The organism is Sphingomonas cannabina, assembly GCF_021391395.1.
Taxonomy (GTDB): domain Bacteria; phylum Pseudomonadota; class Alphaproteobacteria; order Sphingomonadales; family Sphingomonadaceae; genus Sphingomonas; species Sphingomonas cannabina.
Window position 1 is genome coordinate 1,920,112 of the sequence record NZ_CP090059.1, and the last position, 26,154, is coordinate 1,946,265.

Annotated in this window: 16 protein-coding genes and 1 tRNA gene; 8 read left to right on the top strand and 9 right to left on the bottom strand. The window is 65.9% G+C overall.

Features of this window, described 5'->3' with window-relative positions:
* Nucleotides 1–11 precede the first annotated feature (11 nt).
* Nucleotides 12–341 carry a hypothetical protein gene (locus LZK98_RS09290; protein WP_233786261.1) on the top strand — a complete coding sequence of 110 codons (330 nt, stop codon included), beginning with the start codon at nt 12–14 and terminating at the stop codon, nt 339–341.
* Nucleotides 342–367: 26 nt separating this feature from the next.
* Here the strand turns inward: LZK98_RS09290 and LZK98_RS09295 are convergent, their stop codons facing one another.
* The 4 genes from LZK98_RS09295 to LZK98_RS09310 all read right to left on the bottom strand — a co-directional run bounded on the left by LZK98_RS09295 (nt 368) and on the right by LZK98_RS09310 (nt 10,562).
* Nucleotides 368–868, bottom strand: coding sequence for a group III truncated hemoglobin (locus tag LZK98_RS09295; RefSeq protein ID WP_406694184.1), 501 nt, complete (start codon nt 866–868; stop codon nt 368–370).
* A gap of 131 nt (nt 869–999) precedes the next feature.
* On the bottom strand, nt 1,000–6,471 hold the full coding sequence (locus LZK98_RS09300; protein WP_233786263.1) for an autotransporter outer membrane beta-barrel domain-containing protein: 5,472 nt from the start codon (nt 6,469–6,471) through the stop codon (nt 1,000–1,002).
* A gap of 173 nt (nt 6,472–6,644) precedes the next feature.
* Complete coding sequence (locus LZK98_RS09305) at nt 6,645–8,015, bottom strand: class II 3-deoxy-7-phosphoheptulonate synthase (RefSeq protein ID WP_233786543.1); 1,371 nt, start codon at nt 8,013–8,015, stop codon at nt 6,645–6,647.
* Between the two features lie 1,116 nt (nt 8,016–9,131).
* Nucleotides 9,132–10,562, bottom strand: a complete 1,431-nt coding sequence (locus LZK98_RS09310) for an 8'-apo-carotenoid 13,14-cleaving dioxygenase (RefSeq protein WP_233786264.1) — start codon at nt 10,560–10,562, stop codon at nt 9,132–9,134.
* A 63-nt stretch (nt 10,563–10,625) separates the two neighbouring features.
* Between LZK98_RS09310 and LZK98_RS09315 the strand changes: the two genes are divergently transcribed.
* Complete coding sequence (locus LZK98_RS09315; protein ID WP_233786265.1) at nt 10,626–11,225, top strand: TetR/AcrR family transcriptional regulator; 600 nt, start codon at nt 10,626–10,628, stop codon at nt 11,223–11,225.
* Nucleotides 11,226–11,341: 116 nt separating this feature from the next.
* Here LZK98_RS09315 and LZK98_RS09320 read toward each other — a convergent pair whose 3' ends face one another.
* Nucleotides 11,342–13,369, bottom strand: a complete 2,028-nt coding sequence (locus LZK98_RS09320) for a S9 family peptidase (RefSeq protein ID WP_233786266.1) — start codon at nt 13,367–13,369, stop codon at nt 11,342–11,344.
* Nucleotides 13,370–13,478: 109 nt separating this feature from the next.
* Here LZK98_RS09320 and LZK98_RS09325 point away from each other — a divergent pair.
* A tRNA-Glu gene (locus tag LZK98_RS09325) sits at nt 13,479–13,554 on the top strand.
* Nucleotides 13,555–14,077: 523 nt separating this feature from the next.
* Here the strand turns inward: LZK98_RS09325 and LZK98_RS09330 are convergent.
* Nucleotides 14,078–14,953, bottom strand: a complete 876-nt coding sequence (locus LZK98_RS09330) for a DUF6602 domain-containing protein (RefSeq protein WP_233786267.1) — start codon at nt 14,951–14,953, stop codon at nt 14,078–14,080.
* 492 nt (nt 14,954–15,445) lie between these two features.
* On the opposite strand from LZK98_RS09330, the gene LZK98_RS09335 reads away from it, so the two are divergent.
* The 4 genes from LZK98_RS09335 (at nt 15,446) to LZK98_RS09350 (ending at nt 22,284) form a co-directional block, all read left to right on the top strand.
* Complete coding sequence (locus LZK98_RS09335; RefSeq protein ID WP_233786268.1) at nt 15,446–17,203, top strand: SIR2 family protein; 1,758 nt, start codon at nt 15,446–15,448, stop codon at nt 17,201–17,203.
* Nucleotides 17,200–17,832, top strand: coding sequence for a hypothetical protein (locus LZK98_RS09340; RefSeq protein WP_233786269.1), 633 nt, complete (start codon nt 17,200–17,202; stop codon nt 17,830–17,832). Before LZK98_RS09335 ends, LZK98_RS09340 begins: the two co-directional genes overlap by 4 nt.
* Nucleotides 17,829–20,255, top strand: coding sequence for an AAA family ATPase (locus tag LZK98_RS09345; protein WP_233786270.1), 2,427 nt, complete (start codon nt 17,829–17,831; stop codon nt 20,253–20,255). The genes LZK98_RS09340 and LZK98_RS09345 overlap by 4 nt, the downstream gene beginning before the upstream one ends.
* Nucleotides 20,256–20,334: 79 nt before the next feature.
* Nucleotides 20,335–22,284, top strand: a complete 1,950-nt coding sequence (locus tag LZK98_RS09350) for a hypothetical protein (RefSeq protein ID WP_233786271.1) — start codon at nt 20,335–20,337, stop codon at nt 22,282–22,284.
* Between the two features lie 151 nt (nt 22,285–22,435).
* Here LZK98_RS09350 and LZK98_RS20615 read toward each other — a convergent pair whose 3' ends face one another.
* From LZK98_RS20615 to rlxS, 3 genes are all read right to left on the bottom strand, one after another.
* Nucleotides 22,436–22,864: a helix-turn-helix domain-containing protein gene (locus LZK98_RS20615; protein WP_319937551.1), complete on the bottom strand. Its 429-nt coding sequence runs from the start codon at nt 22,862–22,864 to the stop codon at nt 22,436–22,438.
* Nucleotides 22,861–23,286, bottom strand: coding sequence for a ribbon-helix-helix domain-containing protein (locus tag LZK98_RS09360; RefSeq protein WP_233786272.1), 426 nt, complete (start codon nt 23,284–23,286; stop codon nt 22,861–22,863). Before LZK98_RS09360 ends, LZK98_RS20615 begins: the two co-directional genes overlap by 4 nt.
* Before the next feature lie 107 nt (nt 23,287–23,393).
* Complete coding sequence (gene rlxS, locus LZK98_RS09365) at nt 23,394–25,523, bottom strand: relaxase/mobilization nuclease RlxS (RefSeq protein ID WP_319937552.1); 2,130 nt, start codon at nt 25,521–25,523, stop codon at nt 23,394–23,396.
* 129 nt (nt 25,524–25,652) lie between these two features.
* Between rlxS and LZK98_RS09370 the strand changes: the two genes are divergently transcribed.
* Nucleotides 25,653–26,147 (top strand): MucR family transcriptional regulator, encoded by a 495-nt coding sequence (locus tag LZK98_RS09370; RefSeq protein ID WP_233786273.1) that lies wholly within the window; start codon nt 25,653–25,655, stop codon nt 26,145–26,147.
* The last annotated feature ends 7 nt before the right edge of the window (nt 26,148–26,154 follow it).

The following is a 26,154-nucleotide window of genomic DNA, read 5'->3' on the forward strand; positions in this document are numbered from 1 at the left end:
GGCCTCCGCTGATGGATCCGAAAGTTTGGTCACAGGCGACTTCGTGCCCTCACAGCGATCCGGCGCCCGGTTCGCCTGCCGGAAGTTCAGTCGGTCGCGGTGATCGGGCAGCGCAATCGGGCGATCTGCGCTATGTGACCTCGGACGCATCGGGCAATCTTGCGCTCTCCGATTTCGGGCCGCGCGCGCTGGCCCAGCTCGACCGGCAGATGAGCGTCGACCGGCGCGAGATGCGCCAGGGCATCGCCACCGCGATCGGCACCGCGCCGATCCCCTCCCAGCTCGGAGCGATACCATACGAAGATATCCAATGGTGCTCCCGATGGCACCACGTTCAATGAAGAAAATCTCTATTTGTTTATCAATGTCATACGGTGCCTCCTGTAGGGAGCACTACCTTGAAATGCCGCGGTTTCTCGGCGGCCGATTGGGACATCGCAATGATCGGCGGCGAGTTTCCATCGATTACTGGCGGACATGAAGCAGCCCGGTCCCTTCGCCCCGCGCAAAAAGCGATGCCTAGCGATAGGCTCTCGGCGATGCGCGCGGCCTTTTCCTGCATGGCCGCGGCCGCGCACGGCGGCATCATCTGCTCGGTCGTTTCACGCCAGAGCGTGAGCCAGCGGTCGAACGAGGCGGCCGAGATCCTCTCGCCGTGCCTGGCGTGAACCGGCAGCGGGCGGCCCTTGTAGCGGCCGCTCGACAGCATCACTGACGACCAGAATGCCTGGAGCTTTTCGAGGTGCTCCGGCCAATCCTCGATCGCGTCGTTGAACACCGGACCGATCAGCGGGTCCTGGCGCACGCGATCGTAGAAACGCTCGACCAGCGCCTTCAACCGCTCTTCGGTGATGTCGTCGGTTTCCAGGGAAAATTCTTCGCTCACAGACACATGGTAGGGTGGGGCGCGAAGAATTTCCACCGCTGGAGCGGTTTTGGCTGCGATGGCGCGTTCGGGAGCGGCGCGTCCTCGCCGCGCCGCTCCAATCGGCAAGCTGGCTACCAGCGGAAGCTGACGCCGCCCCGCACGCCTGCCTGCCAATAGTCGCTTCCGAGCCGTCCCTGACCTTCGGCGAAGAGCATCGAGCCGTTGCCGAGGCGCAGGCTGACGCCAGCGGAGCCCTCCGCCACCGTGCGCGGGCTGTTGGCTTCGAGGCTGTCGAACCCGGCGAGCACGCCGCGGTCGCGCTTGAGGTCGTAGGACACGCCCAGGGTCACGGCGGGCGTCAGCACCATGTTCCCCATCGGCATGTCGCTCGATGCGCGCACCGCGAGCCGACCGCGGTAACGGTCGTTCCGGTTGGCCTGCGCCTGCAGGCCGTCCGCGCCCAGGAAGCCATCAACGTCGCTGGAGAGATAGGTGAAGCGCGCCTTGGGCTCGATCCGCCAGCCGCCCGCCTGCAGGATATAGCCGACCTCCAGCGACCCGGCGAGGCTGTTCCCGTCATATTTGGCGATGCGCGCCGCCGGGATTTTGAGATCGAAATCGAATATGCCCATCTGGGTCACGAAGTCGACGTACCAGCCGCCCGATTGGTCGGCCTTCTCGAACCAGGTCGCGTAGAGGCCGAAGGCGTAGCCATCGACATCAAGATCGGCACGGGCGCTACGCAGGCGCGGATGCCAGTCGCCGCGGGCCAATCCGGCCGTGCCGCCGATCATCAGCATGTCGCCATTGGACGAGGGCTCAGCGACGCCGAAGCCGATCTGGGCGATGCCGGTGCGCTGGCGATAGCCGACGCGATAATCCTTTCCGTCGAGTTGGCTGCGGCTTCCCTCGATCCGCATCCAGCCGCTGAGGCCGTGGCTGGAGATCAGCGCCTGGCCTTCGCGCTCGCGGATGTGGGGGAGCAGCATGTCGGTGATCCCGAGCACTGCCTCCGGCGCGACGGTGGCGCCGGCCGCGGAAGGCGTGAACGCGGCGAGGGGGGCTCCGTCCTCCTCGTCGAAGCGCGGCGCCAGCCGGACCTCGCCGCCGTTTTGGGCCAGCTCGTACCGCCACGGGCCGATCGCGGCATAACCGAACGGCTCGTTGAGGGTGAAGGTGGCGTTGGAGCCGCCCGTCGCCGTGATGATCGTCGCGCCGGAGCCTTCCTGCGGCGGCGAGGTGATCGGTCCGCCAATATTGTTGATCGCGGTATCGACCGTGCCGCCGAGCGTGCCTTCGACTGTCACCGTGTCGGCGGTGCCGCCGGTGGCGCTGATGTCGGTATCGACGAGGACCGTGCCGTTGCCGGTCACGTTCCCGACGATGGTCAGGCTGTCGCCCGCACCGCCGCCGGTCAAGTCGATGGTGCCGTTGTTGACCAGGCCCTGGCCGGTATCGATCACCGCGGCGCCGCCACCTCCGGCGATGACGCCCTGATTGGTGAGCGTGCCGTCGACGGTGACCACCGCGTCGCTGTCGGTCACGTCGATCGTGTCGTTGTTGGTGAGGTTGCCGCCGACGTCGAGCGTGTTGCCGGGGCCGTTGAGATCGATGGTGCCGTCGTTGACGACGTTGCCGTCGACGGTGATGGCGGTCCCGCCGTCCGAGACGATTAGGTCGCCGCCGTTGGTGAGGTTGCCGCCGACGTCGACGGTGCCGCCTCCGCCGATATCGGTGGTGCCGCGATTGTCGAGATTGCCGCCGATGTCGATGGCGACAGGCGCCTCGGTCTTGATCTCGTCGGTGTTCACGACATCGTTGGTGACGTCGATCGTGCCGCCGCCAGCGAGATCAACGGTGCCGCTGTTGTCGAGCGAGCCCGCCGCGATGTCGACCGGCGTCTCCGAGGTGATCGTACCGCTGTTCTCGATTGCGCCGTCGACGGCGAGGCTGCCGCCGCTCGGGTCGATCGTGCCGCTGTTGTTGAGGTCGCCGCCGATGTCGATCACGGTCGGGGCATCGGCGGTGATGTCCGCGGTGTTCACGACGTCGTCCGTGACGGTGATCGTGCCGCCGCTCGGCAGGTCGATGGTGCCGCTGTTGTCCAGGCTGCCGGTGGCGATATCGACCGGGGTTTCCGAGGTGATCGTGCCGCTGTTCTGGGTCTCGCCATCGACGGTGAGGCTGCCGCCGCCCGGATCGATCGTGCCGCTGTTGTCGAGATTGCCGTCCACGACCACGTCGACCGGCGCCTCGCTCACGACCTCGCCGGCGTTGTCGAGGTCGCCGCCGACGTGCACTTCGCCGCCGGCGTCCGTGCCGCCCGTCACGCTCGACGTCTCGTCGATCGAGACGTTGCCGTCGCCGAAATCGGCACCGCCAGGCGTGATGGCGATGTGGGTGTTCTGGGTGAGGTTGGTCTGCTCCCAGTTGGTGAGGGTCGGCAGGCTCGCCGAGACGCCCTGGAAGGTCAGCACGTCGACCCAGCCGTCGGCAGCGCTCGCATCGTCGCCGCCGTCGAGCAGAGTCAGCTGCGAGAGGTCCGCCCCGCCGGTGACCAGTGCGGTGTCACTGCCGATGCCGCCATTGAAGCTGCCGAGCGTCCCGCCGGTCCAGCTGAAGGCATCGTCGCCGTCACCCGCGTTGATCATGCCCACGCTGCCCGCGCCTGACAGCGCGATGCTGTCGTTGCCGGCGCCGGCGTTGATGCCGGCCGTCGAGCCGCCCGAGACGGTGTAGGTGTCGACACCGTCGCCGGTGGTGATGGTGCCGACGACCGTACCGCCCGTCATGTTGATCACATTGGCGCCGCGCCCGAAGTTGACGTTGCCGCCGATCGTGCCGCCGGAAAGATTCAGCGTGTCGTTCTGGAAACTGGCCAGCAGGTCGCCGTCGATCTGCCCGCCCGACATGGTGACGACGTTGTTGGCGATGTTCATGTCGACGAAGCCGATCCGCCCGCCGGTGATCGTCACGAAATCGCCATCCTCCAGGCCGTTGACGATCCGCCCGCCCGAGATGGTGGCGGTGTCGAGCCCGCCGCCCTGGAAGACCTCGTTGATCTCGCCGCCCGACACGGTCAGCACATCCTCGCCGTCGCCCTGGATCACCGATCCCTGGATCTGGCCCGAGGCGACGTTCACCGTATCGACGCCCGCGCCGAAGGTGACGTTGCCCGTGATCGTACCCGTACCGCCTGCGGGCAGCGTCAGCGTGTTGTTGCCCGCCAGGTCCGTGAAGGTGCCGACGGTGCCTCCGGAGACGGTATATTGATCGTTGCCGTCGCCTCCGTTGATGGCCGTGAGTGTGCCGCCGGAGATGGTCGCCGTATCGTCGCCTGCACCGAGCGAGACCGTGGCAACGGCGCCACCCGATTGGGTGTAGGTGTCGATCCCGTCGCCGAGGCTGGCGGTGCCGGTGATCTGGCCGCTGGCGACGTTAATGCTGTCGGTGCCTGCGCCGAAGGTCACGTCGGTGATCGAGCCGGTACCGCCCGCCGGCATGGTCAGGCTGTTGTTGCCGGCAAGATCGGTGATATCGGCAACGGTGCCGCCGGAAACGGTATAGGCGTCATCGCCGTCGCCGCCGTCGAGCGTCGTCACCGCGCCGCCGGAGACCGTCAGCGCATCATTGCCGAGCCCGCCGAGGACATCGGTGACCGTACCGCCGCTGACGGCGAGCTGGTCGTCGCCATCGTCGCCGCCGAGGCTGGCGAGCGTACCGCCAGAGACCGTCGCGACGTCCGCACCGGCGCCGAGCGAGACCGTCGCGACGGTGCCGCCCGATTGGGTATAGGTATCGACGCCGTCGCCGAGGCTGGCGGTGCCGGTGATCTGGCCGCCGGCGACGTCGATACTGTCGGTGCCGGCGCCAAAGGTGACGTCGGCGATCGTGCCGGTGCCGCCTGCCGGCATGGTCAATGTGCTGTTGCCGAGCAGGTCGGTGATCGCCGTCACGCTGCCGCCCGACACGGTATAGGCATCGTTGCCGTCGCCGCCGTCGAGCGTCGCCGCCGTACCGCCCGAGACGGCCAGCGCATCGTTGCCGGCGCCGCCGAGCGCGGTGGTGACCGTGCCACCGCTGATGGTAATGGCGTCGTCGTCCGCGCCGCCGTCCACCGTGGTCACCGTGCCGCCGGAGACAGTGATGGCGTCCGCCCCGGCCTCGCCGTTGAGGAAGCCGGCGCTTCCGGTGCCGGAGAGGCCGATCACGTCGTTGCCCGCACCGGCATTGACCCCGGCGGTCGAACCGCCGCTGATCGTATAGGTGTCGATGCCGTCGCCGGTGTTGATCGTGCCGGCGATCGCGCCGCCGGTCATGTTGATGACATTGGCGCCGCGCCCGAAGTTGACGCTCCCGCCGATCGTGCCGCCCGAGAGGTTGAGCGTATCGTTCTGGAAGCTGGCGCTGAGGTCGCCGTCGATCTGACCGCCCGACATGGTGACGACATTGTTGGCGATGTTCATGTCGACGAAGCCGATCCGTCCGCCGGTGATCGTCACGAAATCGCCGTCGCTGAGCCCGTTGATGATGCGCCCGCCGGAGATGTTCGCCTGGTCGAGATCGCCGCCCTGGAAGACCTCGTTGATGGTGCCGCCGGACAGGTTCAGCGTGTCGATGCCATTGCCCTGGCTGACCGTGCCCTGGATCTCGCCGCCGGCCATGGTGATGGTATCGCGGCCATCGCCGAAGCCGACGTTGCCCGTGATCACGCCCGTGCTGCCCGCGGGCAGCGTCAGCGTGTTGTTGCCGACCGCATCGGTGACGCTCGCGACCGTGCCGCCGGTGATGGTGAACTGGTCGTTGCCGACGCCGCCGTTGAGCGCCCCGGCGCTGCCGCCGGAGACGGTGATCTGGTCGGCGCCGTCGCCGCCGGAGACGCCCGCGGTCGAGCCGGACTGCACCGCGATCACATCGTCGCCGGCGTCGCCGGTCAGCGTCCCGTTCACCGTCGCGCCGTCGAGCGTGATGCTGTCGTTGCCGTCGTTGCCGCTCACCGATCCGGTGACGGTGCCGCCGCTCAGCGTGATCGTATCGGCATCGCTTGCGCCGGTGCCCGGGAAGAAGGTCTGGCCTTCCCCGGCGATGTTGCCGTTCACCGTGCCGCCGGTCATGGTGATGACATCGGCGCCCTGGCTGCCCGAGACGCGGCCGTTGAGCACGACCGTCCCGCCGATGTTGATCGTGTCGTTGCCGCGCTCGCCGACGATCGCCTCTGTGCCGTCGCCGGCCGATCCGGCGCTCAGGTTGAAGATGTCATCGCTGGTGGAGCCGGAATCCTCGCCGCCGAACAAGGTGCCGTTCACCGCGGCGCCGGTCAGGTTGAAGGTGTCGTTACCGGTGGAGCCGGTGATGGAGCCGTTGAGCGTTCCGCCCTGGAGGTTGATCGTGTCGTCGCCCGCCTGAAGGTTGGCCGGCGGCGTCGAAGGATTGGGCGCCGCCGCGGTGCAGGTGATCACGTCGTTGCCCGCCGTCGGCGCCGGCGTGCAGTCCGCCCGGGCCTGGGTGGAAGACAGCGCAATGGCCGTCAGGCTGGCGCTCGCGAGCCAGAGCGAAGAGGCAAGCCTCGGACGCAAGAGAACGGGATACAGGCGGGTGCGCATGGATGCTCCTCCTCAAAGCACCAAGTTCACCCCCCCCCTTTTGGCTAGGTTATGATTTCGGATTGCACAGGACGCAACAAATAATTCTAGGAAGTTTATCGGCTTGCGGGCGGATCATCCTAACCACTTGTATTAAGCCGCCGTAACGTGGCCGTGAGAGCTTCCGACTATTCTCAGGCGGCCGCCTGTCTTCGCTCCGAGAGCTCCGCGTTCAGCATCTCCGCCAGCAGGAATGCCAGCTCCAGGCTCTGGCCCGCGTTGAGGCGCGGATCGCAGTGGGTATGGTAGCGGTCGGCGAGGCCCTGTTCGGTCACCGCCACCGCGCCGCCGGTGCACTCGGTGACGTTCTGCCCGGTCATCTCGGCATGGATGCCGCCGGCGAAGCTGCCCTCGGCGCGGTGCACCGCGAAGAAGCCGCGCACTTCGGCGAGGATGCGCTCGAACGGGCGGGTCTTGTAGCCGGTCGCCGCCTTGATCGTGTTGCCGTGCATCGGGTCGCAGCTCCACACCACCGGATGGCCTTCACGCTGCACCGCGCGGACGAGCTTCGGCAGCCCGGCCTCGATCTTGTCGTGGCCGTAGCGGGTGATCAGCGTGATCCGCCCCGGCGTGCGCGACGGGTTGAGCGTGTCGAGCAGCTTCAGCAGCACGTCCGGCTCCAGGCTGGGGCCGCATTTCACGCCGATCGGATTGCCGATGCCGCGCAGGAACTCGACGTGCGCCGAGCCCTCGAAGCGGGTGCGGTCGCCGATCCACAGGAAGTGCGCGCTGGTGTCGTACCAGTCCCCGGTCAGCGAATCCTGCCGGGTGAGCGCCTGCTCATAGGGAAGCAGCAGCGCTTCGTGGCTGGTGTAGAAGTTGGTCGCGGCGAGCTGCGGCACGCGTTCCGAATCGATGCCGCAGGCGGCCATGAACTCGAGCGCCTCGCCGATGCGGTCGGCCATTTCCGAATAGCGCTGCGCCCAGGGGCTGCGGCCCATGAAGTCGTGCGTCCAGCGATGGACCTGATGGAGGTCGGCATAGCCGCCGGTCGAGAAGGCGCGCAGCAGGTTGAGCGTCGCCGCCGACTGGAGATAGCCCTGGATCAGCCGCTGCGGATCGGGTGTGCGCGCCTCCGGCGTGAAGGCGATGTCGTTGACGTTGTCGCCGCGGTAGCTGGGCAGCTCGACGCCGTCCTGCACTTCGGTGTCGGCCGAACGCGGCTTGGCGAACTGGCCCGCCATGCGGCCGACCTTCACGATCGGCAGCTTGGAGGCGAAGGTCAGCACCACCGCCATCTGCAGGATGACGCGGAAGGTGTCGCGGATGTTGTTCGGATGGAACTCGGCGAAGCTCTCCGCGCAGTCGCCACCCTGGAGCAGGAAGGCGCGGCCGGCGGCCACGTCCGCCAGGTCGGCGGTGAGGTTGCGCGCCTCGCCCGCGAACACCAGCGGCGGATAGCTGGCAAGCTGGCCGGTCACGGCATCAAGCGCCGCCTGGTCGGGATAGATCGGAAGCTGGCGCGCCTCGTGCGCCGTCCAGCTGTCGGGGGACCATTGGGCCATGTCATTCTCCTGCGTCACGCTCACGAACCAGTCGGCGTGATCGGCGATGCCGTTGGCGGCGATCTGGTTGACGATCTTGGGACTGGCGCGCTTGCCGTCTTCCTCCCAGCCCTGGACGGTGCTGCCCGGCGAATCATACCAGGCGCCGAACGCGGCCCGGGTGAGGCCGCGGTCTTCGCGGAAGCGGCGGATCTTGGCACCGGCGAGAGTCGTCATGCCGGCGCGCTTACCCCGATGGGGTAATGAGGTGCAAGGAAAATTTCCCGGACTGGGTAAGGCGAACGCTGGCGCCGGAGAAATGTTGACTAAATTGACGCGGGACGCGGTGTTGCGAGCGGCTCCGAGGGAACGCGACGGCAACGCGGCAGGAACGCCGCAGGGATGCGACACGGACGCGACACCAGCGCGCCGCCGATGCGCCACCAACGCGACACTGGCGCGACGCCGACGCGACAGTTGGGTCACACATGCGCGCCATCTCAGCTCCATGTAGGCGACGTCGGCGCGACGGCTGAGCGACAGGTGCGCGGCACCTGCGCCCTTGACGTCGAGAGGGCGTTGCCTCCGGCGATTGTCGGGATGAACGGGATCAAAGAGCGGCCGGCCGTGAGGTGCCGGAGCGCGTCAAACGAGCAGGGGAAATCCTACATTGCAAGCCCCTTCCCGAGGCGCCTTGCCGGATAGGGAGAGACCCGCTTGGGCGGAGCCGAGGGAGGGTGAGGGCGCCCTCGCTGGCCTAGAGTCGGATCGACGTTCAATCCTCCCCCGCCAGGGGGAGGTGTCAGTCCCCGCGAAGGCGGGGACTGACGAGGGGGAGGATGGCGACAAACTATCGGCGTGCTTCCTCCCCCTCCGTCACGCTTCGCGTGCCACCTCCCCCTGGCGGGGGAGGATAAAAGGGGCTGCGCTTTCCGCCGATCTGAATGTCGATCGCCCTAGAGTGGAATTCAGCCAGTTTGAATCTGTTCCCCGGCGAAGGCCGGGGGCCAGTCTCGAACCGCTTGCAGCTGGGCCCGGCCTTCGCCGGGGAACAGCTGCTTCACGCCGGATGGATCAGGCCCTGGTCACCCTCACCCTCCCGCCTTCCCTCTCTCAGAGGGAGAGGGACAGTGTTTGCTAGCTCGCCACCCAATTGCCGTGGAAGCCTGGTGGAACGCGGTGGGGGACGCGGATGCTGGCCTGCGGTTCTTTCTCGAAATCCTGCGCATCGAGGATGACGAGGTCGGTCGTTTCGTTCGGAAGGTCGACCACCAGGCCGATCAGCCAGCCTTCGTCCTCCGCCGCCTCGGCAGAAGCTGGGACGAACACGAACTCGCCCGGGTAGCGGCCTTCACCGAAATCATGCGTCTGGCGCGTGCCGGCATCGAGATCGTGCTTGTAGAGCCGCGTATCGCCGATGAACCCTTCCGAGCTTTGCGGCACGCCCAGCGTATAGGCGTAGCGATAGCGCCGGCCGAAGCGGCGTTCGTCGGGACGCGGGAATTCCTGCGGCGTCGGGTCGATCATCCGCCGTGTGGCGCTGCGCGTCACCGGGTCGAGCGTCAGCCGCTCGAGCCCGAGCGGCACCGCGTTCGGCCCCTTGGGATCGTCGTCGAACATGGTGGCGTAGGTGACCGCGTCGAGCACCACCTTGCCATCGTCCTCATAGGCATTGGCGACATGGAAGATGTAGAGCGGATCGAGGTCGATCCAGACGATGTCCTCCGCCGTGCCGGCGCGCGGCAGCAGGCCGATCCGCGCCTGATGCTCGGGATTCCAGCGATAGGGGAAGCCGTGCCCGCCGATCAGCGCCTTCATCGAGAAGGTGACGGGCAGGTCGAGCACCAGCACATAATGTTCGGTGATCGCGCAATCGTGGATCGACGGGCCGTGCTTCACCGCGATCGGCAGCTCGCGGATCACCTGGCCCTCGGCATCGAGCACGACATGGCGCACCTCGTCGGGCCGGGTCGCTTCATAGGCGATCGCGTGCCATTCGCCGGTCGCCGGATCGCGGTGCGGATGGGCGCTGAAGCTGCCCACCAGCGTATCGTCGAAGGGATTGTAGGTCTGCTCCTCGAGATCGTCGGCGAGCTCGACCGGATAGCTGCCCGCCTCGACCAGCGCGTAGGTGCGGCCGGCGATGCCGACGACGTTGGTGTTGACCGTGTCGAAATTGCCGTGCCGCGGCCCGGGAGCGGGATCGACGCCGCGCTTCTCGCCGACCCGGTGCGAGCGGATCCAGCGGTTCTTGTACCACAGCGCCTTGCCGCCCTCGACGCGGATACCGTGGACCATGCCGTCGCCGACGAACCAGTGATAGCCCTTGGGATCGGGATCGACGGGGTTGGGGCCGATGCGAAGGTAGCGGCCGTCGAGCGCGGCGGGGATGGTGCCGGTGACCGGCAGCTCGCGGATCGTCTTCTCCTCGCTCATCGGCGCGTGGATGCCGGTGAGGAACGGGTGCGGCTTGTCCGCTTCGGGCAAGCGCTTACGGTTGAACTCGGCGACGGCCTCCATCCCCTTGGTGATGGCGCCTCGGATCAATGTTTCGACGGAGCTTGCCATGGTGCGACTCGCATGGTTGATGTTGATGGTGTAAACATGAGCGATAATGGTAACAGTGTCAACATGACGACGGCGAGCGATGCGGCGAAGCGCGGCTATCACCACGGCGACCTGCGTGCCGCGCTGGTGGAAGCGGGGCTGCGGATGCTGGAGGAACGCGAGAGCGACGACCTGTCGCTGCGCGAGATGGCGCGCATGGTGGGGGTGAGCGCGACTGCCGTGTACCGCCACTTTCCAGACAAGGAGGCGTTGCGGAAGGCGCTGGCCCATGCCGCCTACGACAGGCTCGGCCAGGCGCAGCGTGCGGCGGCGGTGGGGAAGGGGGACGTGCTCGACGAGTTCGAGGCGATGGGGCGGGCCTATGTCCGCTTCGCGCTCGATCATCCGGCATTGTTCCGGCTGATGCTGAGCGCCCCGGCGCCGGCCGATCCGCTGGCGCTGACGCCGGACAAGGACGACGAGGCGGCGCGGCTGCTGCGCGCCTATGCCGCGCGGCTGGCGGGGGAGGGGGCGAGCGAGTTCAAGGTGCGCACGATCGCGATGCGCGCCTGGGCGCTGGTCCATGGGCTCGCGGTGCTGATGCTGAGCGGCAACATCCCCCGCGACGAGGCGCTGATCGATGCGGTGGTCGATGCGCGGGCGTTTGGGGGGTATGGGGAATGATCAAATCAAGCCCCTCCCCTTCAGGGGAGGGGTTGGGGCAGTGCGGCAGGCGGGAGTCTCGGTGAGACCTCCCCCCACCCCCAACCCCTCCCCTGAAGGGGAGGGGCTTAAATAGGTCACTGCGCCCCCGTCTTCCCCGTCCACTTGCCAAGCCAGCCGAGCACTTCGCGGTACCATTGCCGGCTGTTCCTCGGCTTCAGCACCCAATGGTTCTCGTCCGGGAACACCACCAGCCGCGAGGGGATGTCGCGGCGCTGGAGTGCGGTGAAGCTGGCGATGCCCTGCGTATACGGGATGCGGAAGTCCTTCTCGCCGGTCACCACCAGCATCGGCGTCTTCCACTTGGCGACGTGATTGACGGGGTTCCATTTCTCGAAGGCCTCGGGGTCCTCGAAGTAAGCCTTGCCGCCGTGCTCCCACTCGTCGAACCACAGCTCCTCGGTCTCATAGGCCATGGCGCGGGCGTCGAACACGCCGTCGTGCTGCACGATGCATTTGAACCGGTCGGGCCAGTTGCCCTCGATCCAGTTCATCATATAGCCGCCGTAGCTGGCGCCGAGCGCGCAGGCATTGTCGGCGTCGAGCCAGTCGAACCTGGCGGTCGCGGCGGCGAGGCCCTTCTGCAAATCCTCGAGCGGCCAGCCGCCCCAGTTGTTGCGGATCGCGTCGGTGAAGGCCTGGCCGTAGCCGGTGCTCCCATGGAAATCGACCGCGACCAGGCCGTAGCCGGCGCCCGCGAACACCGCCGGATTCCAGCGATAGGACCAGCTGTTGTTGCTCGATCCCTGCGGCCCGCCATGGACCATATAGGCGATCGGCACCTTGCCGGTGCTGCCGGCGGGTTTCACCGCATAGCCCCAGACGGTGTCGTTGTTGGCGCCGGTGAAGCTGAAGCGGGTGACGGCCGGCCAATCGACCCCGGCCAGCTTGTCGGCATTGACCGAGGTGAGGCGCTTCGGCGCGCCTTTCCCGCTCCACCAGTAGAAGTCGCCCGGCTCGACCAGGCTGTCGATCTGGAGCACCGCGCCGCCCGCGCTCGGCACCACGGCGGCGACATGGCCCTGCTGGGTCAGCCGGGTCACCTTGCCGGTCGCGCGGTCGACGGCGAATACCGGCACCTCCTGCGTGTCGTCGGCGGTCACGTAGAGCCGTTTGGAGTCCGGCGACCAGGCGATCGAGCTCACCGAACGGTCCCAGCCCTCGGTCAGCGCGCGCACCTCGCCGGTGGCGATGTTGCGCAGCATCAGCACCATGCGATCGGCTTCATAGGTCGGCCGCTTCATCGCCGCCCAGGCGAGCCATTTGCCGTCGGGCGACACCGCCGGGAGATTGTCGGTCGCGTCGTTGTCGGCGGTGAGATTGGTCGGCGGCGCCGATCCGTCCGCCGGGGCCGAGAAGACGTCGAGGTTCGTCGACGTCGGCTCGATCCGCCCCGCTTCGCGCAGCGCGAAATAGACGGTCCTGCCGTCCGGCGACCAGGCCAGCTCCTCGCCGCCGCCGAACGGCTTGGACGGCGTGTCGCCGATGAGCGTGCCGACGATCGGCGTGCCGTTGCCGCCGGTGAGCGGCACGACGAAGAGCTGCGAGCGCGTGCCGTCGGCCCATGTATCCCAATGGCGGACGAACAGCTGGTCATAGGTGCGGCCGGATCCCGCATTCGGGTCCTTCTTCTCCATCGGCGGCTCCAGGCTCGGTGCGCCCGGCTTGCGATCGGCCCAGACCAGCAGCTTGTCGCCGGTCGGCGCGAGCTTGAAGCCGCCGATCCCGCCCTTGAGCTGCGTGACCTGCCGTGCGCCGCCTGCCGACGCGAGCGCCCAGACATTGTCCTCGCCGCCCTTGTCCGACTGGAAGTAGAGCGTGCCGTCGGGGCCGAACTCGGGCGAGGTCTCGTTGACGTCGGCCTCGCCCAGGATCTTCTCGGGCCTGGCGCCCTTGGCCTTGAGGTCGAGCCGCCAGATGTCGAAGCGGCCGCGGTTGGCGGCGAGGTCGGTCTCGCGCTGCTGCCACACCAGCCAGCGGCCGTCCTTGGAGACGACGGGCGCGGAGACACGCGACAGCAGGGTCACATCGTCGATGGTGAGCTGACGGGCGGTGGCGGGAGCGGCGATCAGGAGCCCGGCAAGGGCGAAGGTGAAGGTCTTCATGGCGCGCGAGGTTAGCAGCGCGCGATTTGGGCGCAACGTTCCTGAGGGGCGATCAGCGCGCTTGACGTATCCGCCACCCCCCTCTAAGTGCGCCGCTCCGCTGAATCACGGCCCCTTCGTCTAGCGGTCTAGGACGTCGCCCTCTCACGGCGAAAACACGGGTTCGAGTCCCGTAGGGGTCACCAGCGATTTCAACGACTTAGCCGGTTATGCAGTTGCAAGAATTGCAACTTACTGCAAATTTACTGCAAAACCGTAGCTGGAAATCGGCGGATTTTCACGGATTGTTCCGGACCATTGGGAGCGTGCGCGGACGCCACCTCGCACATGGGCTAAAGCCTGATTCGCGCCTTCAAGTCGGTCGTGCAGTCACCCAACGAAGGTTTCCGAAAGCGGTCATCAGAACAATCGCGCTGGAGTTCAACCGCGAGTTTCGACGAATGCTCGAAGGCGGCGCCTACCGGCAACAAATTGCCCGAGACGCACTCTTGAACTATTCCGCAGGCGTCACCATCTGGCCCACGAAGGCAAGTTTGCACCTTGCCAGCGAGATAGCCAAAGTGTGTTTCCGGTCACTCCTGACGGCTAATATTGGAAAAAACCGGGCTAGGGGCCGCTCTGGATCAGGGCGGCCCCTTTTCGTTGGGCGCTTGCCGCTCGTCCGCGCTTCGGCAACTTCAGGCTGCAGGATCGCTCTGATGGCACCCTTCACCGAAGCTCGCTGAATGGGATATCACCCAGGTGGGTTGCCGGCATTTTGGGAAAGGCCGTATATCCAGGCCGCCTGATATTGCGCCGGGTTTCATCGTAATAGACCGATAGAATGCCCGACAGCAGGAACTGGAAGCCGTGGTGCAGGTGCTCCTCAGTCTGCTCCAAATAGCGGTATTTGGCCTTCTTGTTCTGCTCCGTGATCTTTTCCGGCGGCCTCGCTTTGAAGACGTGCCACCCCGATAGGTCACCGATGAAGCCGACCATGTCGTCGAAGGTGACAGGCGGCGTGTAGATCTCCTCCAGTTTTTGGAAGATCTGTTTTTCCTTGGCCACGGCGCTGTCGGCCAGCTCGGCGGCCGCGCCGACTAACGCCAGAAAGGGTCCGCGGCGCCGTTGCTCGGGTTTGCCCTGATCACAGCGGCAGATATGCGAGACATTCAGCAGGGCCTTACACTCCGCGGCGATGTCCGCGCCTCGAAGCTTCTTCTTGACGGACAGAACGGCTACTACGCCCTCTGGCGGAACGATCACCGTGTCGCCCATACGCTGAAACACCGGATAGGTGCCCGTGTCATAAACGATGATGTCCAGCTGGCTTGAGTGCGCGTCCGTGTCCTTTGATCTGGCGCGGTCGTTCTTTCCGGTTTTTACGGCCGGCCGCAGTACGAAGCCGGTGAGAACCTCGAGATCTCTGGGCAGGTATTTCTGGAGATAGCTGCGTATCAAGACCTCAACGTAGCGGCCATCCTCGCCCCGATGCTCCGCCCCTTCCGTGACAGGGTGCGGCAGCAGCGTTTCAAATTGCCGGTACACGGCCAAGAGCGCGCTGACTTCCTGATTCCAGAATTCGCGGAGCCTCTGACCGTCCATGGCGCCCTTTCTGCCTGACAAGCGTGGACCTGCAACTACCCGCCGCGCAGGCCCCGGGCAATTGGACGATGCCAATGAACGGCAGGCACGGAGCGCGTGAGATCTGATTTTCAGATTTTACGGCAGCGCGGCTTGCGCGTGGCAGGATGTTCGGTGACGTGGTCTCAGGGCGCGAAGAGATGAATTCCGGTTTCAGAGGGGCGGTCTTTGACAGGAATCAGCGATGTCGCGCGAAAGCGAGCCCGTACGGATTCTTCTTGCAATATAGTAAACAAAACGGGAACATCTGAACGGACTCCCGTGCGAGCAGGTGCCTCGCGTCGAAACTATTGGGCTGGACACTAGATGGGCGGGCTTGCGGTTCAGGCAGAAAGATCAACAAGCGCACCTCGTGCAGGAAGAACACGCAGTTTTGCACACTGGACAAGGACAAGACCTTGCTTAGTGTTGCCAAATAGATGCGAGCAAACCGCATGGGGGAGAATCTCAGCCGTGGCGCTGGCGCCAACCGCCACTCAGATAACCGTCCGCGAAGTGATCGCCAGATTCGAGGCCGATTTCGCCGCAGTGGCGCGCGCTATCGAAAATGGCGAGTTCGCTTTATGGGTTGGTTCGGGGATATCGCGGCGCGCGCCGGATCTCGGAATACTGATCGCCCGCGCTATCGAATATCTGCGCGTGCGCGCGGTCGAGCCCGCGACCGCCGCTACCTATCTCCCCGCGCTCAGGGAAGCGGTCGAGTTGGGAGGTCAGGACCCCGCCGCGCTCGAGCACCGATTCACGGAACCCTTCGCGACCTGGCCCGAGCGCGGCGCGATCATCGATGGTGCGTGGAACAATTATTCTCGGGTGTTGGACATCCGCGTTCCTGGGCAAGCAAACGACTTCATCCTGTGGAACGCGATAGACATTCGCGATGCCTTCGCGAACCCGGCGCCGCCCGCCGCGCAGCATTTGTGCATCGCGATCCTTATACTTGAGGGGGCGGTCCGCACCGTCGCGTCCGCCAACTGGGACGGGTTTATCGAGGCCGCAGTCGAACGGCTCAGCAACAGGCTGGCTGGCGTGCTGCAGGTCGTGGTCGATCCCAACCAGATGCGCGAGCCGCCGGGCAGGGCTCAGCTGCTCAAATTCCACGGATGCATACGTTACGCAACGCAGGAACCACTCGTGTTCCGGCAATATCTGACCGGTAGCCGCACGCAGATCATGGAGTGGCCGGAAGCTGGACAATTCGCCGCCATGTGCAACGCGGTGGTCAATATCGCGACCAATCAGAAGGCGCTGGTACTCGGCCTGTCGATCCAGGACAATAATCTCCAAAGCGTCTTCTCGCGCGCGAAGCAGGTCAATCCATGGCCTTGGCCCTGCGCGCCGCAGGCTGCAGCGCATGTCTTCTGCGAAGACACGATCAAGCAGGGCCAGCGCGACGTCCTGCGCATCGTCTATGGCGACGCCTACAACGACAATGTCGACGATATCCATGCGAGTTCGCACTTGCGCGCGTGGGCCGAACAAGTGCTGATCGCGCTCGTTCTGAAGCTGCTGGCGGCGAAGCTTGTGGGCTTCATGACGTTGTTTCTCGACGACGCCGGCAAGAACCCGTTGGCCGTACCTCTAACCAACTCGCTGCACGCGCTTCGCGACGCGGTGGCAGACTTGGCAACGGTCGATCCTGCCGATGAGAGCCGCACCCGGGCCACGGTCGAAGGGATTGCGCTTTGGTCGCGCCTGTTGTCGATCTTCAGAACGGGCGCCCTTCCCGCCGCACCTGACGCCTATGAGGCGCTCAGCGCGCTCCCGCCCTATCTAGTCGCCGGGGACGCGAACGCGCAGGCAATGGGGCTTGGCCGCCTCGCGGTCGGGCTGGCCCTGCTGCAGCACGGCATAACCACGGGTCATTGGACGCTTGATGCACCGGCAGGCCCTGAGCCGGGCGCAGGCGCGCTGCGCGCGACAGCGACGCATCCGGGCGCAGTCGAACGACCGGTATTTCTCGTGAAATCGGCGACCGACGCGATCGCGCTGCAGAGCCAAGGTGCTTTCGTCAACGATAATGCTATCGTCGTTCATGGCGATGACGCTTGGCACAGGATGGTGAGCGCGACGGGGAGCGCGCGACGGGTCCGCAGCGCGCCCGGCCGGACCGGACATGTCGGAACCACGCATATCAGCCTCGGCTATCTGGTCGAACAGTGCGATAATGTGGATGCGCTGCAACAGGCGTTTGTCTCGGAGTTGATCCTGTGAGTGCGGCACCACTCGTTCACGCTATCCAGGAGCGGCTTCGCGAGGCCGGGTATCGTGACATCACGACGCCGTTCCGGATCGCAGGCGTCGAGTTTGCCTTCACTGCGGCCATGCGGGGCCATGAAGCGCGGGCGCTTGATCTCATCCTGCTGTTCGACACGACCACCGGCGATTTCGGCGACCGGGAAGCGGCGCGGGTGCGCCAGCGTGTCGAAGCGCTCAGCCGGGCGCTTGATGTCACGGGGTCGCGCTATGTCGTGACGGCGATCCTCGCGGGCGCGCTACTCGCAGAAACGGTGGAGGCGCTCGCCGAGACCTGCCGCGTGCTGCAGGTCGAAGGCGTCGCGATCGGTGCCGATGGCAAGCCAGCCGACGACGTGGCAATGCGGCAGCTAGAGGACCAGATTCGCGTGCTGCTCCCGCTGCGGCTTCCCGAAGGGACAGCCGAGAGCCAAGATGGAAACGGACCCGCGGTAGAGCAGCTGGTGCGCGCGCTGCCGGCGACCAACAAGGCGTTACTCAACGCGGTGATCATAGCGTCGGAACAGGGTGAGCAAGCCGTCACGGACGCGGCCGGGCTTGCCGTCGGCGCGCCGTTCCGCGGCGATGAGGGGGTGCAACCCTTATGACTGGGTCTATCCTCAGGGAACTCGACATCACCAACTTCCGGAGCATTCGCGGCCATGTCTATGCGCCGCTGGACGCCAAGGTCGTGCTCATTCATGGTGAGAATGGCGCGGGCAAGACGAGCCTGCTCTCAGCGATCGAGCTGGCGCTCACCGGCAGCGTGCAGTCCTTGCACCGGGCTGATGCCGGCTATGCAAAGCAGCTGTTGCATCGCTCGGCTACCAGCGGCAGCGTCCTGGTTAAGACGTCCGGCGAAGCGGGCGAGCAAAGCTTCGAGACACGGCTCGATGCCGGTGGCGCGACGGCGGTCGGAAAGCTCGAGCAGCGGCTCGCGGCATTCTTCAGCGAACGGGCCTATCTGCCCCAATCGCTACTCGGGCAGCTGCTGCAGATCTACCAGGAATCGGGCTCGGGCGCGGACTCTCCGCTCGCCAGGTTCGTCGGCAAGCTGCTCGGACTAGACCGGCTCGACGCCCTGGAAGCGGGGCTCAAGCCGCTGGTCGATATTCGCAACGTTCGCAAGGTTGTGGACGGCTGGAGTGGCGCCGAGACCGAAAAGACACGGCTCGAACGGCTGCTCGAAGGCCAACGCAATACAAGAGCCACCGTTGCCGAGAGCCTGGCGGCGGAGTTCGAGCGGCTGAAGGCGATTGCGGTTCAGATTGCGCCCGACCTGGGTGCCGACGAAGCGGCGCTCGACGCACTGACCGCCGCACTCGAGGACAAGACCGATGAGACGGCGTTGGAAGCGCTTCTCGATCAGGTGCGCCAGCTCGGCGCGATCAAACGCGAAATCGCCCAAGCGCAGGGAAGCGCCCAAGGAGCGGCGACGCTTCCCGATGCCGACGGCGCGGCGGCCGCCTATCAGCGGTGGGAGACCGGCGATGGCACCCGGGTCTCCGCAATGCGCATCCGGGTAGAGCAACTGCTGCCACAGGCATCACTGCCGGGCGACCTTGGCCGGTTCCCAGATGAGGCGCTCGTCCAGCTGCGCGCGGCGACCAAGGCCGTGTCCGACCGGGCAGCCCAGGCGCGCGTTGACAGCGCCCGCCGCGCGGCCGCGCAGTCAGAGCGCGATACGGCACTGGAGCAGCGCAACACGATCGATGCGGAAGTCGGCTCGATCTCTAGCGATTCCGGGAGCCTCGCCTCGGCGCTGGCCGAACTGGCCAGCTTCCTGAACGATGAGATCTGCCCCGTCTGCGACCGGAATTTCAGCGAGGAAGGCAAGGGCACGCTCGGCGAGCATGTCCACGCCAAGGTGCGGCGACTCTCTGGATCTGCCGAACGGTTGCTGGCGCTCGGCCGCTCGCGCAGCGAGGTGCAATTGAGTGTCGAACGGCTGGAGCGCGAGATCGAGGCGTTGACCTCGCGTATCCTCGATCCGAAGGCGCTGGCTGATCTCGATCGGCGGGCAGCCGATCTAGATGCCGCTGTCACGGAGCTGGAAGGCCTGGCGGATGCCTTTCGCGAAGGTGGCAGGCTGCGCGGTGAGGATGTGGTGGCGCGTCGGGCCGTCACCGAGGCACAATCGCGCACCGCGGCGCTGCTCGGCGCGCGGGAGACACTCGGGACGTTCGCACGTGCGCTCGGCGCGGCCGGGCCGGGCGAAGGCGAAACATTCGAGGCAGCGGCGGGGCGGCTTGAGCTTAGGCTCATGGCCGAGAACAAGCGGCTCGGCGACCGCGTGACGATGCGCCGCGAGGGGCTGGAACGCGTCGCGTCGATCCGTACCGCCCTAGCGCGGCGCGCCGAGATCGACGCTGGCATTGGCAAGGACATGGCGGCGTGGCGCCGCGCCGACAGCGCGCTCACCCGGTCCCAGGCGCTCCGCGACGAAGGCATCGCCATTCGCAACGCCGTCGATCGGGTACGCTCGGCGATCATCCGGCGCGAATTCAACGACCGGCTGAATTTCTTGTGGCGCGATCTCTTCGTTCGGCTGGCACCGAGCGAACCATTCGTCCCGGCTTTCCGCATTCCGCCATCGGGTACACAGCGGCTGCAGCCCAAGCTCATCACCGAGCATCGTTATGGCGGCGAGGCAGGCGGCACGCCGGGCGCGATGCTCAGCGCCGGCAATCTCAATACCGCTGCGCTGACGCTTTTCATCGCGCTACACCTGTCAGTGCCGAAGGAGCTGCCCTGGCTGATCCTCGACGATCCCGTGCAGTCCATGGACGATGTCCATATCGCCCATTTCGCGGCGCTGCTCAGAACCCTATCGAAGGAGCATGGCCGCCAAGTGCTGATCGCGGTGCATGACCGGCAGCTGTTCGAATATCTCCGGCTGGAGCTCAGCCCCGCCTTCCCCGAGGACAGCCTATTGACGCTCGAGCTGTCGCGCAGTCAGCGACGCGACACCTTATGCAGCCATGAACGCTTTTCGTTCAAGGAAGAGACGGCACTGCTGGCGGCCGCCTAGCCGGGGATTAGGGAACGGTCGCAAATGATCCACAGGCAATCCGCGCCAAGCAGTAGGGAGTGCGACGGAGGGAGCCGGATTGGCTGACGATCGCGAACCCAATCCGTTCGGCTATGCCGATCATTCGCCATTCTCCGCTTTCGGTGCCGAACTGGTATATGGCCAGCGCTCCGACGGCACGCTGGTCCATGTGTCGCAGGTTTCAAGCGGTCTTGCTTGCGACTGTGTCTGTCCCGCCTGTGGCCGTGCGCTGATCGCGCGGAAAGGCGCGATCAAGGTGGAACATTTCGGGCATTACGGTGCCGGTAGCGGTTGCGGCCGCAATGCAGAGACCAATGCGCATAGCTGGGCGAAGGCGGTGCTCGAGCGCGAAAAGCGCGTACTGCTGCCTGCGGTCGGCGCCCGAATCGGCAAGGACAAGCTGCAGACTCACAAGGAGCGAATGTTTCCCTTCGCGCGTGTCCAGCTCGAGAAGACGCTCGACGACATTGTGCCCGACGTCGTGCTCACGACCGAGGACGGCCAGCAATTGCTCGTCGAGGTGCTGGTCACGCATGCCTGCGGCCCAGAGAAGATCGCCAAGCTCAGGGACCGGGGACTCGCTACGGTCGAGATCAACATGTCCGCCTGGCGCAAGAGCAGCGATCGTCAAGCTATCGAGGACGCGCTGATCGAATGGGCGCCGCGCGAATGGCTCTTTAACCGTAAGCTCGTGGATGCCGAGGCACGGCTCCAGGCCTTGCTCGAGCAGCGCGCGGCGGAGCAGGCGAAGGCCGAACGCTTGCGCGAACAACGTGCCGCCGCGGAGAAACGCGCGCGGGAGGACCGCCTGCGGCAGGATTTGGCGGACAAGGTCGCGAGCGTGCGGGGAACGATCGTCTCCGCGCGAAGGAGCGGCAGCAGCGCCGGAGCCGAGGAGCTGAGGGAGGTGAAGCGCGACATGCTCTTCAGCGCGATGCTCCTGCCCAATCAGCGGACTGCGGGATTCCTCGTTTCGAACGAGCATTGGCAGGCCGCGCTGATCGGCCGGATCGTGAAGGTACCGATTGGCGAGGGCTTCTTCCTACCTTCCTTCGGGTTGGATACCGTCGTGCGCGCGCTCGAAGATTGTATTCCAGCGCTGTTCCGCAGGGAACTGCCCGACGACGTCCGTCTCGCGCTGCGGACCGAGTTGCACGACCGCCGCCTCCCCCGGCAGGCGGTTGAGGATTATCTCTATTTCCTGTGCGACCAAGGCATGCTCCAGAGCACCGGGTTGGGCAGCTTCGAGGTGCACAAGGACCGCGCCCGCGCGCTCGAGGCGCAGCATGCGCAGTGGCAGGCACGCAGGCGACGCCGGAGCGCGATCGACCGGTCGATGGAGAAGATCCTACAGGCGATCCCGGCGGAAGAGCGGAAGCGCTTTTCCGCCGGGCTGTGGCAGAAGCGGCGCATCCCTGGTTTCGACCGCACCCTGGACGCGCTTGTCGACGCGGAAGAGGAGACCTGGTCGCGGTTCGATCGCGCACTTCTTGCCATCGAGCGCATGGTCGATGGCGGCGAGGCGGTCAGCGAAACGCTTGGCCTTCCGCTGGAGGGAGAGCTTGCCCGCGCCAGGGAGCGCGCACGCCAAAAGGCCGCCCAGGAAGCCGACGATCGGGAACGGACACTCCGCATCGCTGCTGGTGACGCCCTTGGCACGGAAGCGGAAACCTGGCTCTATACGCCCCCGGATGCAGATTCACCCGTCGTGCTCGCGCGCAACAGCCAGGCCGGTCTATCGGCGGCGCTCGCAGCGCTGGAGGAAGAACGCAAGCAGTTCGCCAAGCGCGTCGCGGCGGCGGCGCTCGCCGCCGATTGTCGCCGGCTGCTGAAGACGGATGCCGAGAAGGACCTTGGGGCTGCCCTCACCGGCGCCTTTCTCAATAATTATGACGCGCGGCTCAACGCAACGCCGTGGAATATCTGCATCGACCAGGCAGGGCTTCGACTTGCGCGGATCGAGCTCGCCAACTGGGTTGAACGCAACAAGCGCACCCGCAGGCGCTAGGTAATTGACACTGTCAGGTGTGCCGGATGAACCGCGTCTGGTGGAGAGCTGCAAGGTCTCGACGGCGCCTGCCGGCGGAATATCCGGTCGCTTGCGCGAACGGCAGCTTCCAAGGCTACCGACTAGGGCGCGGAACGGCAAGCTTGGGGCGCTAAGCAGCCTCTCCATCCTGCATGCCATAGAGCGCCGCGATCATTCGCCCGACTATACTGTCCTCGGCTTTCGTCCGCGTTCCCTGGTCCTTCGAGACCAAGCCACGGCGGATTGATTCCGGTGTTCCTGCAATACTCGCAGTCAGTATCGCACTGGCCAAAACGGGATGTATGGCCCCAGCGAGATTGCATCGCGCATGTTCGGCTGATCCCGCGCGGCCACGCTCAAGCAGCGCCTGAATACCCGACATCGGCACCAGCGTGATCGCGCCAACCTTGACCACTTCGATCTCGCCGGCCTTGATCAGCTCGTAGAACTTCGAGCGGCCAATGCCGGTGATGCGGCACGCATCCGCAATCCTCAGAGTGATCGGCGACAAATTGCCGCCCGAAAGCCTCGGCATGTGACGCATGGTGCAATCCTTCATTTGTCCATCCCCATTTTTGGGGATTGACGCTGGGTAAGGCGCGACGCGGCGTCGCCGCGCGAGTGCATGCGGCCGACAACCTTCATGAACTCGTCGTAGCGGAGCCGGCCGAGCTGATTGGTCTCGGCATCGAATGCGGGCTGATGCGCGGTGAGGGTCAGCTGGTGGCGGATGAAGAGGCCGAGCGCTTCGGTGAGATAATCAAGCTTCTGTTCGGTCCGGTCGGCGATCCGGCTCTGGCGGTCGAGCCGGGGACCAAACCGTTCGTCCAGCTCATTGTGTCCCGCCCGCTCGATCCAGGCATTGAGCGCGTCGGTCAGGATCGCGGTCTTCGATGCGCCGGGTTTAAGCGCGAGCGCGTCGAGCTTGGCCGACAAGTCATCGGGAAGGTAGAACTGGTGCCGGGTCTTGGCGGTTCGCATGGGGCGGCATCCTGCGATTGATCGGCTGTGATGATCCCACGTCGCCGGTCATCGCCATATGGTCGTTCTGCCGAATACCGCCGCATCTCGCCGCCAGATCGAGCCACTCACATGCCGATCGTGGGTCCGCGGCTGCGTCCAATGGTCCAGGAGATGCCACCTTCGCGCACGACACCGGCCACCTCCTTGCCGATCGCGCGCTCGAGCACCGGGCGCCATGGCACGAGCGTGAACTCCCTCGACTTCTCGATCACCGCGTACTTGGCGGAGCCGACCTGCACGGCCCTGCAATAGGTGCCCTCGACCGAGCTACCCTGATGCTCGACATAGCCGAGGCCCAGCTCCTTCGAGAGCTGCCCCGCCACCTGCCGCAGCTCGCGCTGGCGTAGCTCGTTCATCATGCCGGAGCGGAAGTGGATGATGTCGCCATCGCGCCAGGCAAGCCCCTGCTCGACCAGCCATTGCCGGCGAAGCGCCAGCGCCCGGCGCACCTCTGCCCCGAACCCGCGCTCCAGCGGCTCAGGGTCCTTCGCCACATTCTGCTCGTCGAGCCAGGTCACGCCATCGTGACGGGTCATCTGGTCGAGGCGCAGCCCGGACAGCGTCTCGATCTCGACCGGGCGAGCCGCGACGGCCTGGCGCTCGAACTTCAACACGCGGTCGAGATGATCGGGGGCAACCTTCCAGCTTCCGTCGGGAAGCCGCTCGACCTCTCCCCGGCCGCGGCGCATGGCCTCGAGCCGCCGCACATGCGCCTCGGCAAAGCGCTGTGTAGCGCTCCTGTCGTGCCGGAGATGATTGTCGATGCTGTAAATGCCGCCGTTTGTCGCGGCGATTTCGGCAATGGTTCGATCGGCCTGCCGCACGGCGGGCACGAGCGGGTTCACCCTCACGATCCGGGGATGGTCGATCATCTCGGGGGGCGAGCCGGTGCCGAGCTCTACATAGTGGCTGCGCCCGTCCGTGGCGGCGACGATCATGTAATGGCGGTCGTTGTGCTCGTCTGCGAGCCCGCGCGCGACCACGCGGCCGACGAGTGGCTTGCCTTCGGACGGGTCATAGATCGCATAGTCCTGCGGCGGGACCTCCGGTGCGCGTTCCTCCAGCTGTGCATGCATGGTCGCGATGATGTCGCCGCGTCGTCCCATCGCACGCAGCGTCTCCTCAAGGTCATCGGCGAGACGGTAGCGGCCTCGTCCTTCCTGGGTGGCGAGCCCCATGCGCGCGAGCGTGCCCAGGCGAGCGGCGCGCAGGCTTTGCTCAACGCTGTCGCGATGCACGGGCGAGACCAGGCCGTCCTCACCCTGCGCGAGCAGCAGCTTGCGGTCGATCCCCGTGAACCGCTCCTGCGTGATCTCCCGCTGGCGCGCCTCGAAGATCTCGCGGTCGGTGCGGGGACCCAGATCGAGATTGACCAGCTCGGCGGCGCGCTCGGCGAGCCCGCGGCTGATATACTCGCGAGCGATGATCAGGTCCTTGCCGCGATCATCGACGCCACGCACCAGCACGTGGCTGTGCGGATGACCAGTGTTGAAGTGGTCGACCGCCACCCAGTCGAGCTTCGTGCCTAGATCCTGCTCGACCTGTTTCATCCAGCGCCGCACCAGCGGCTTGAGGTCGTCATACTGCGCGCCGTCCTCCGGCGCGACGATGAAGCGGAACTGATGACGGTCGCCGGCTCCCCGCTCGACGAACTCCTTGCCGTCGGCGACATCGCGGTCAGCGGCGTAAAGCGATCCCCGCTCGCCTTCCCGGGTGGTGCCGTCGCGCTGCAGATAGCGCAGGTGCGCCACCGCCGCGCTGGCGCCCTTGCCGGCGAGCTTCACGAAGCGCGCTTTCACGATCACGCGGCGCGAGCGGAATCCAGCGAAGCGATCCGACGATCCAAGCACCCGGCCCATGCCCGCGCCGCGGCCGATCCGGCTGCCATCGAAGCGCCGTGCGCGACCACCGGACGATCGCCGGGCGCCACCTGCCAGATTGGCCGCCTTGCGCAGCTGGTGCGCGAACGGCCGATCCTTGCCGATCCGGCCCAGCCAAAGCTCGAAATCATCCTCGGCCATGACGCATTCTCTCGGGTGAAAGCGCCAGATGAGGGCGTGCCCGGGCGGCCCTTCAAGGGCCTCCAATCGATCTCGCCTGCGAGCCGCAGAAAAGCTGGGCTCATGAGCGAGCAATCTCGAAATGGAGGCACTCTCCTGAGCATGCCTCCATAGAAAACGACGTGCAGACGCCACTTTCGGGGCCTCGTGGAGGCATCGCTTTTAACTTGCCTTACCGAATTGCCGCGTACCTGCTCGACATCCGGCAAACATCCAATATGGATGTGCACCGAAATCCTGGTCGCCAATTCAAAGGAGAGCGCGATGTCCGACGAGAATTCTCTGAACGCTGTCGAGCTTGCAACCGAGCTTACCATTGCGTGGCTCGGCAATCAGAATAACCGCGTCGCAGCCGACGAAGTGCCGGCATTCCTGCGCACGATGCACGCGACGATCAATGAATTGTCGAGCGCTTCCGGCCCTGCGGATGGCGAGCAAAGCGGCGCAGAATCGCCCGAAGAATTCACGCCGGCGGTGTCGGTGCGCAAGTCGCTTGCGTCAAGGGATCACATCATTTCGATGATCGACGGCAAGCCTTACCGGACGCTGCGCCGCCATCTTTCGACCCATGGTTTGACGCCGGAAGAATATCGCGCGCGCTACAATTTGAAGCCCGATTACCCGATGGTCGCGCCGAACTATTCGGAGCAGCGCCGCGCGATGGCGCACAAGATCGGGCTTGGTGCAAAGGGACGCGCAGCCAGGGGCGCGGCGAAGCCGGCGCGTAAACCGCGCGCGAAAGCGACGGCAGAAAGCTGAGAACAGA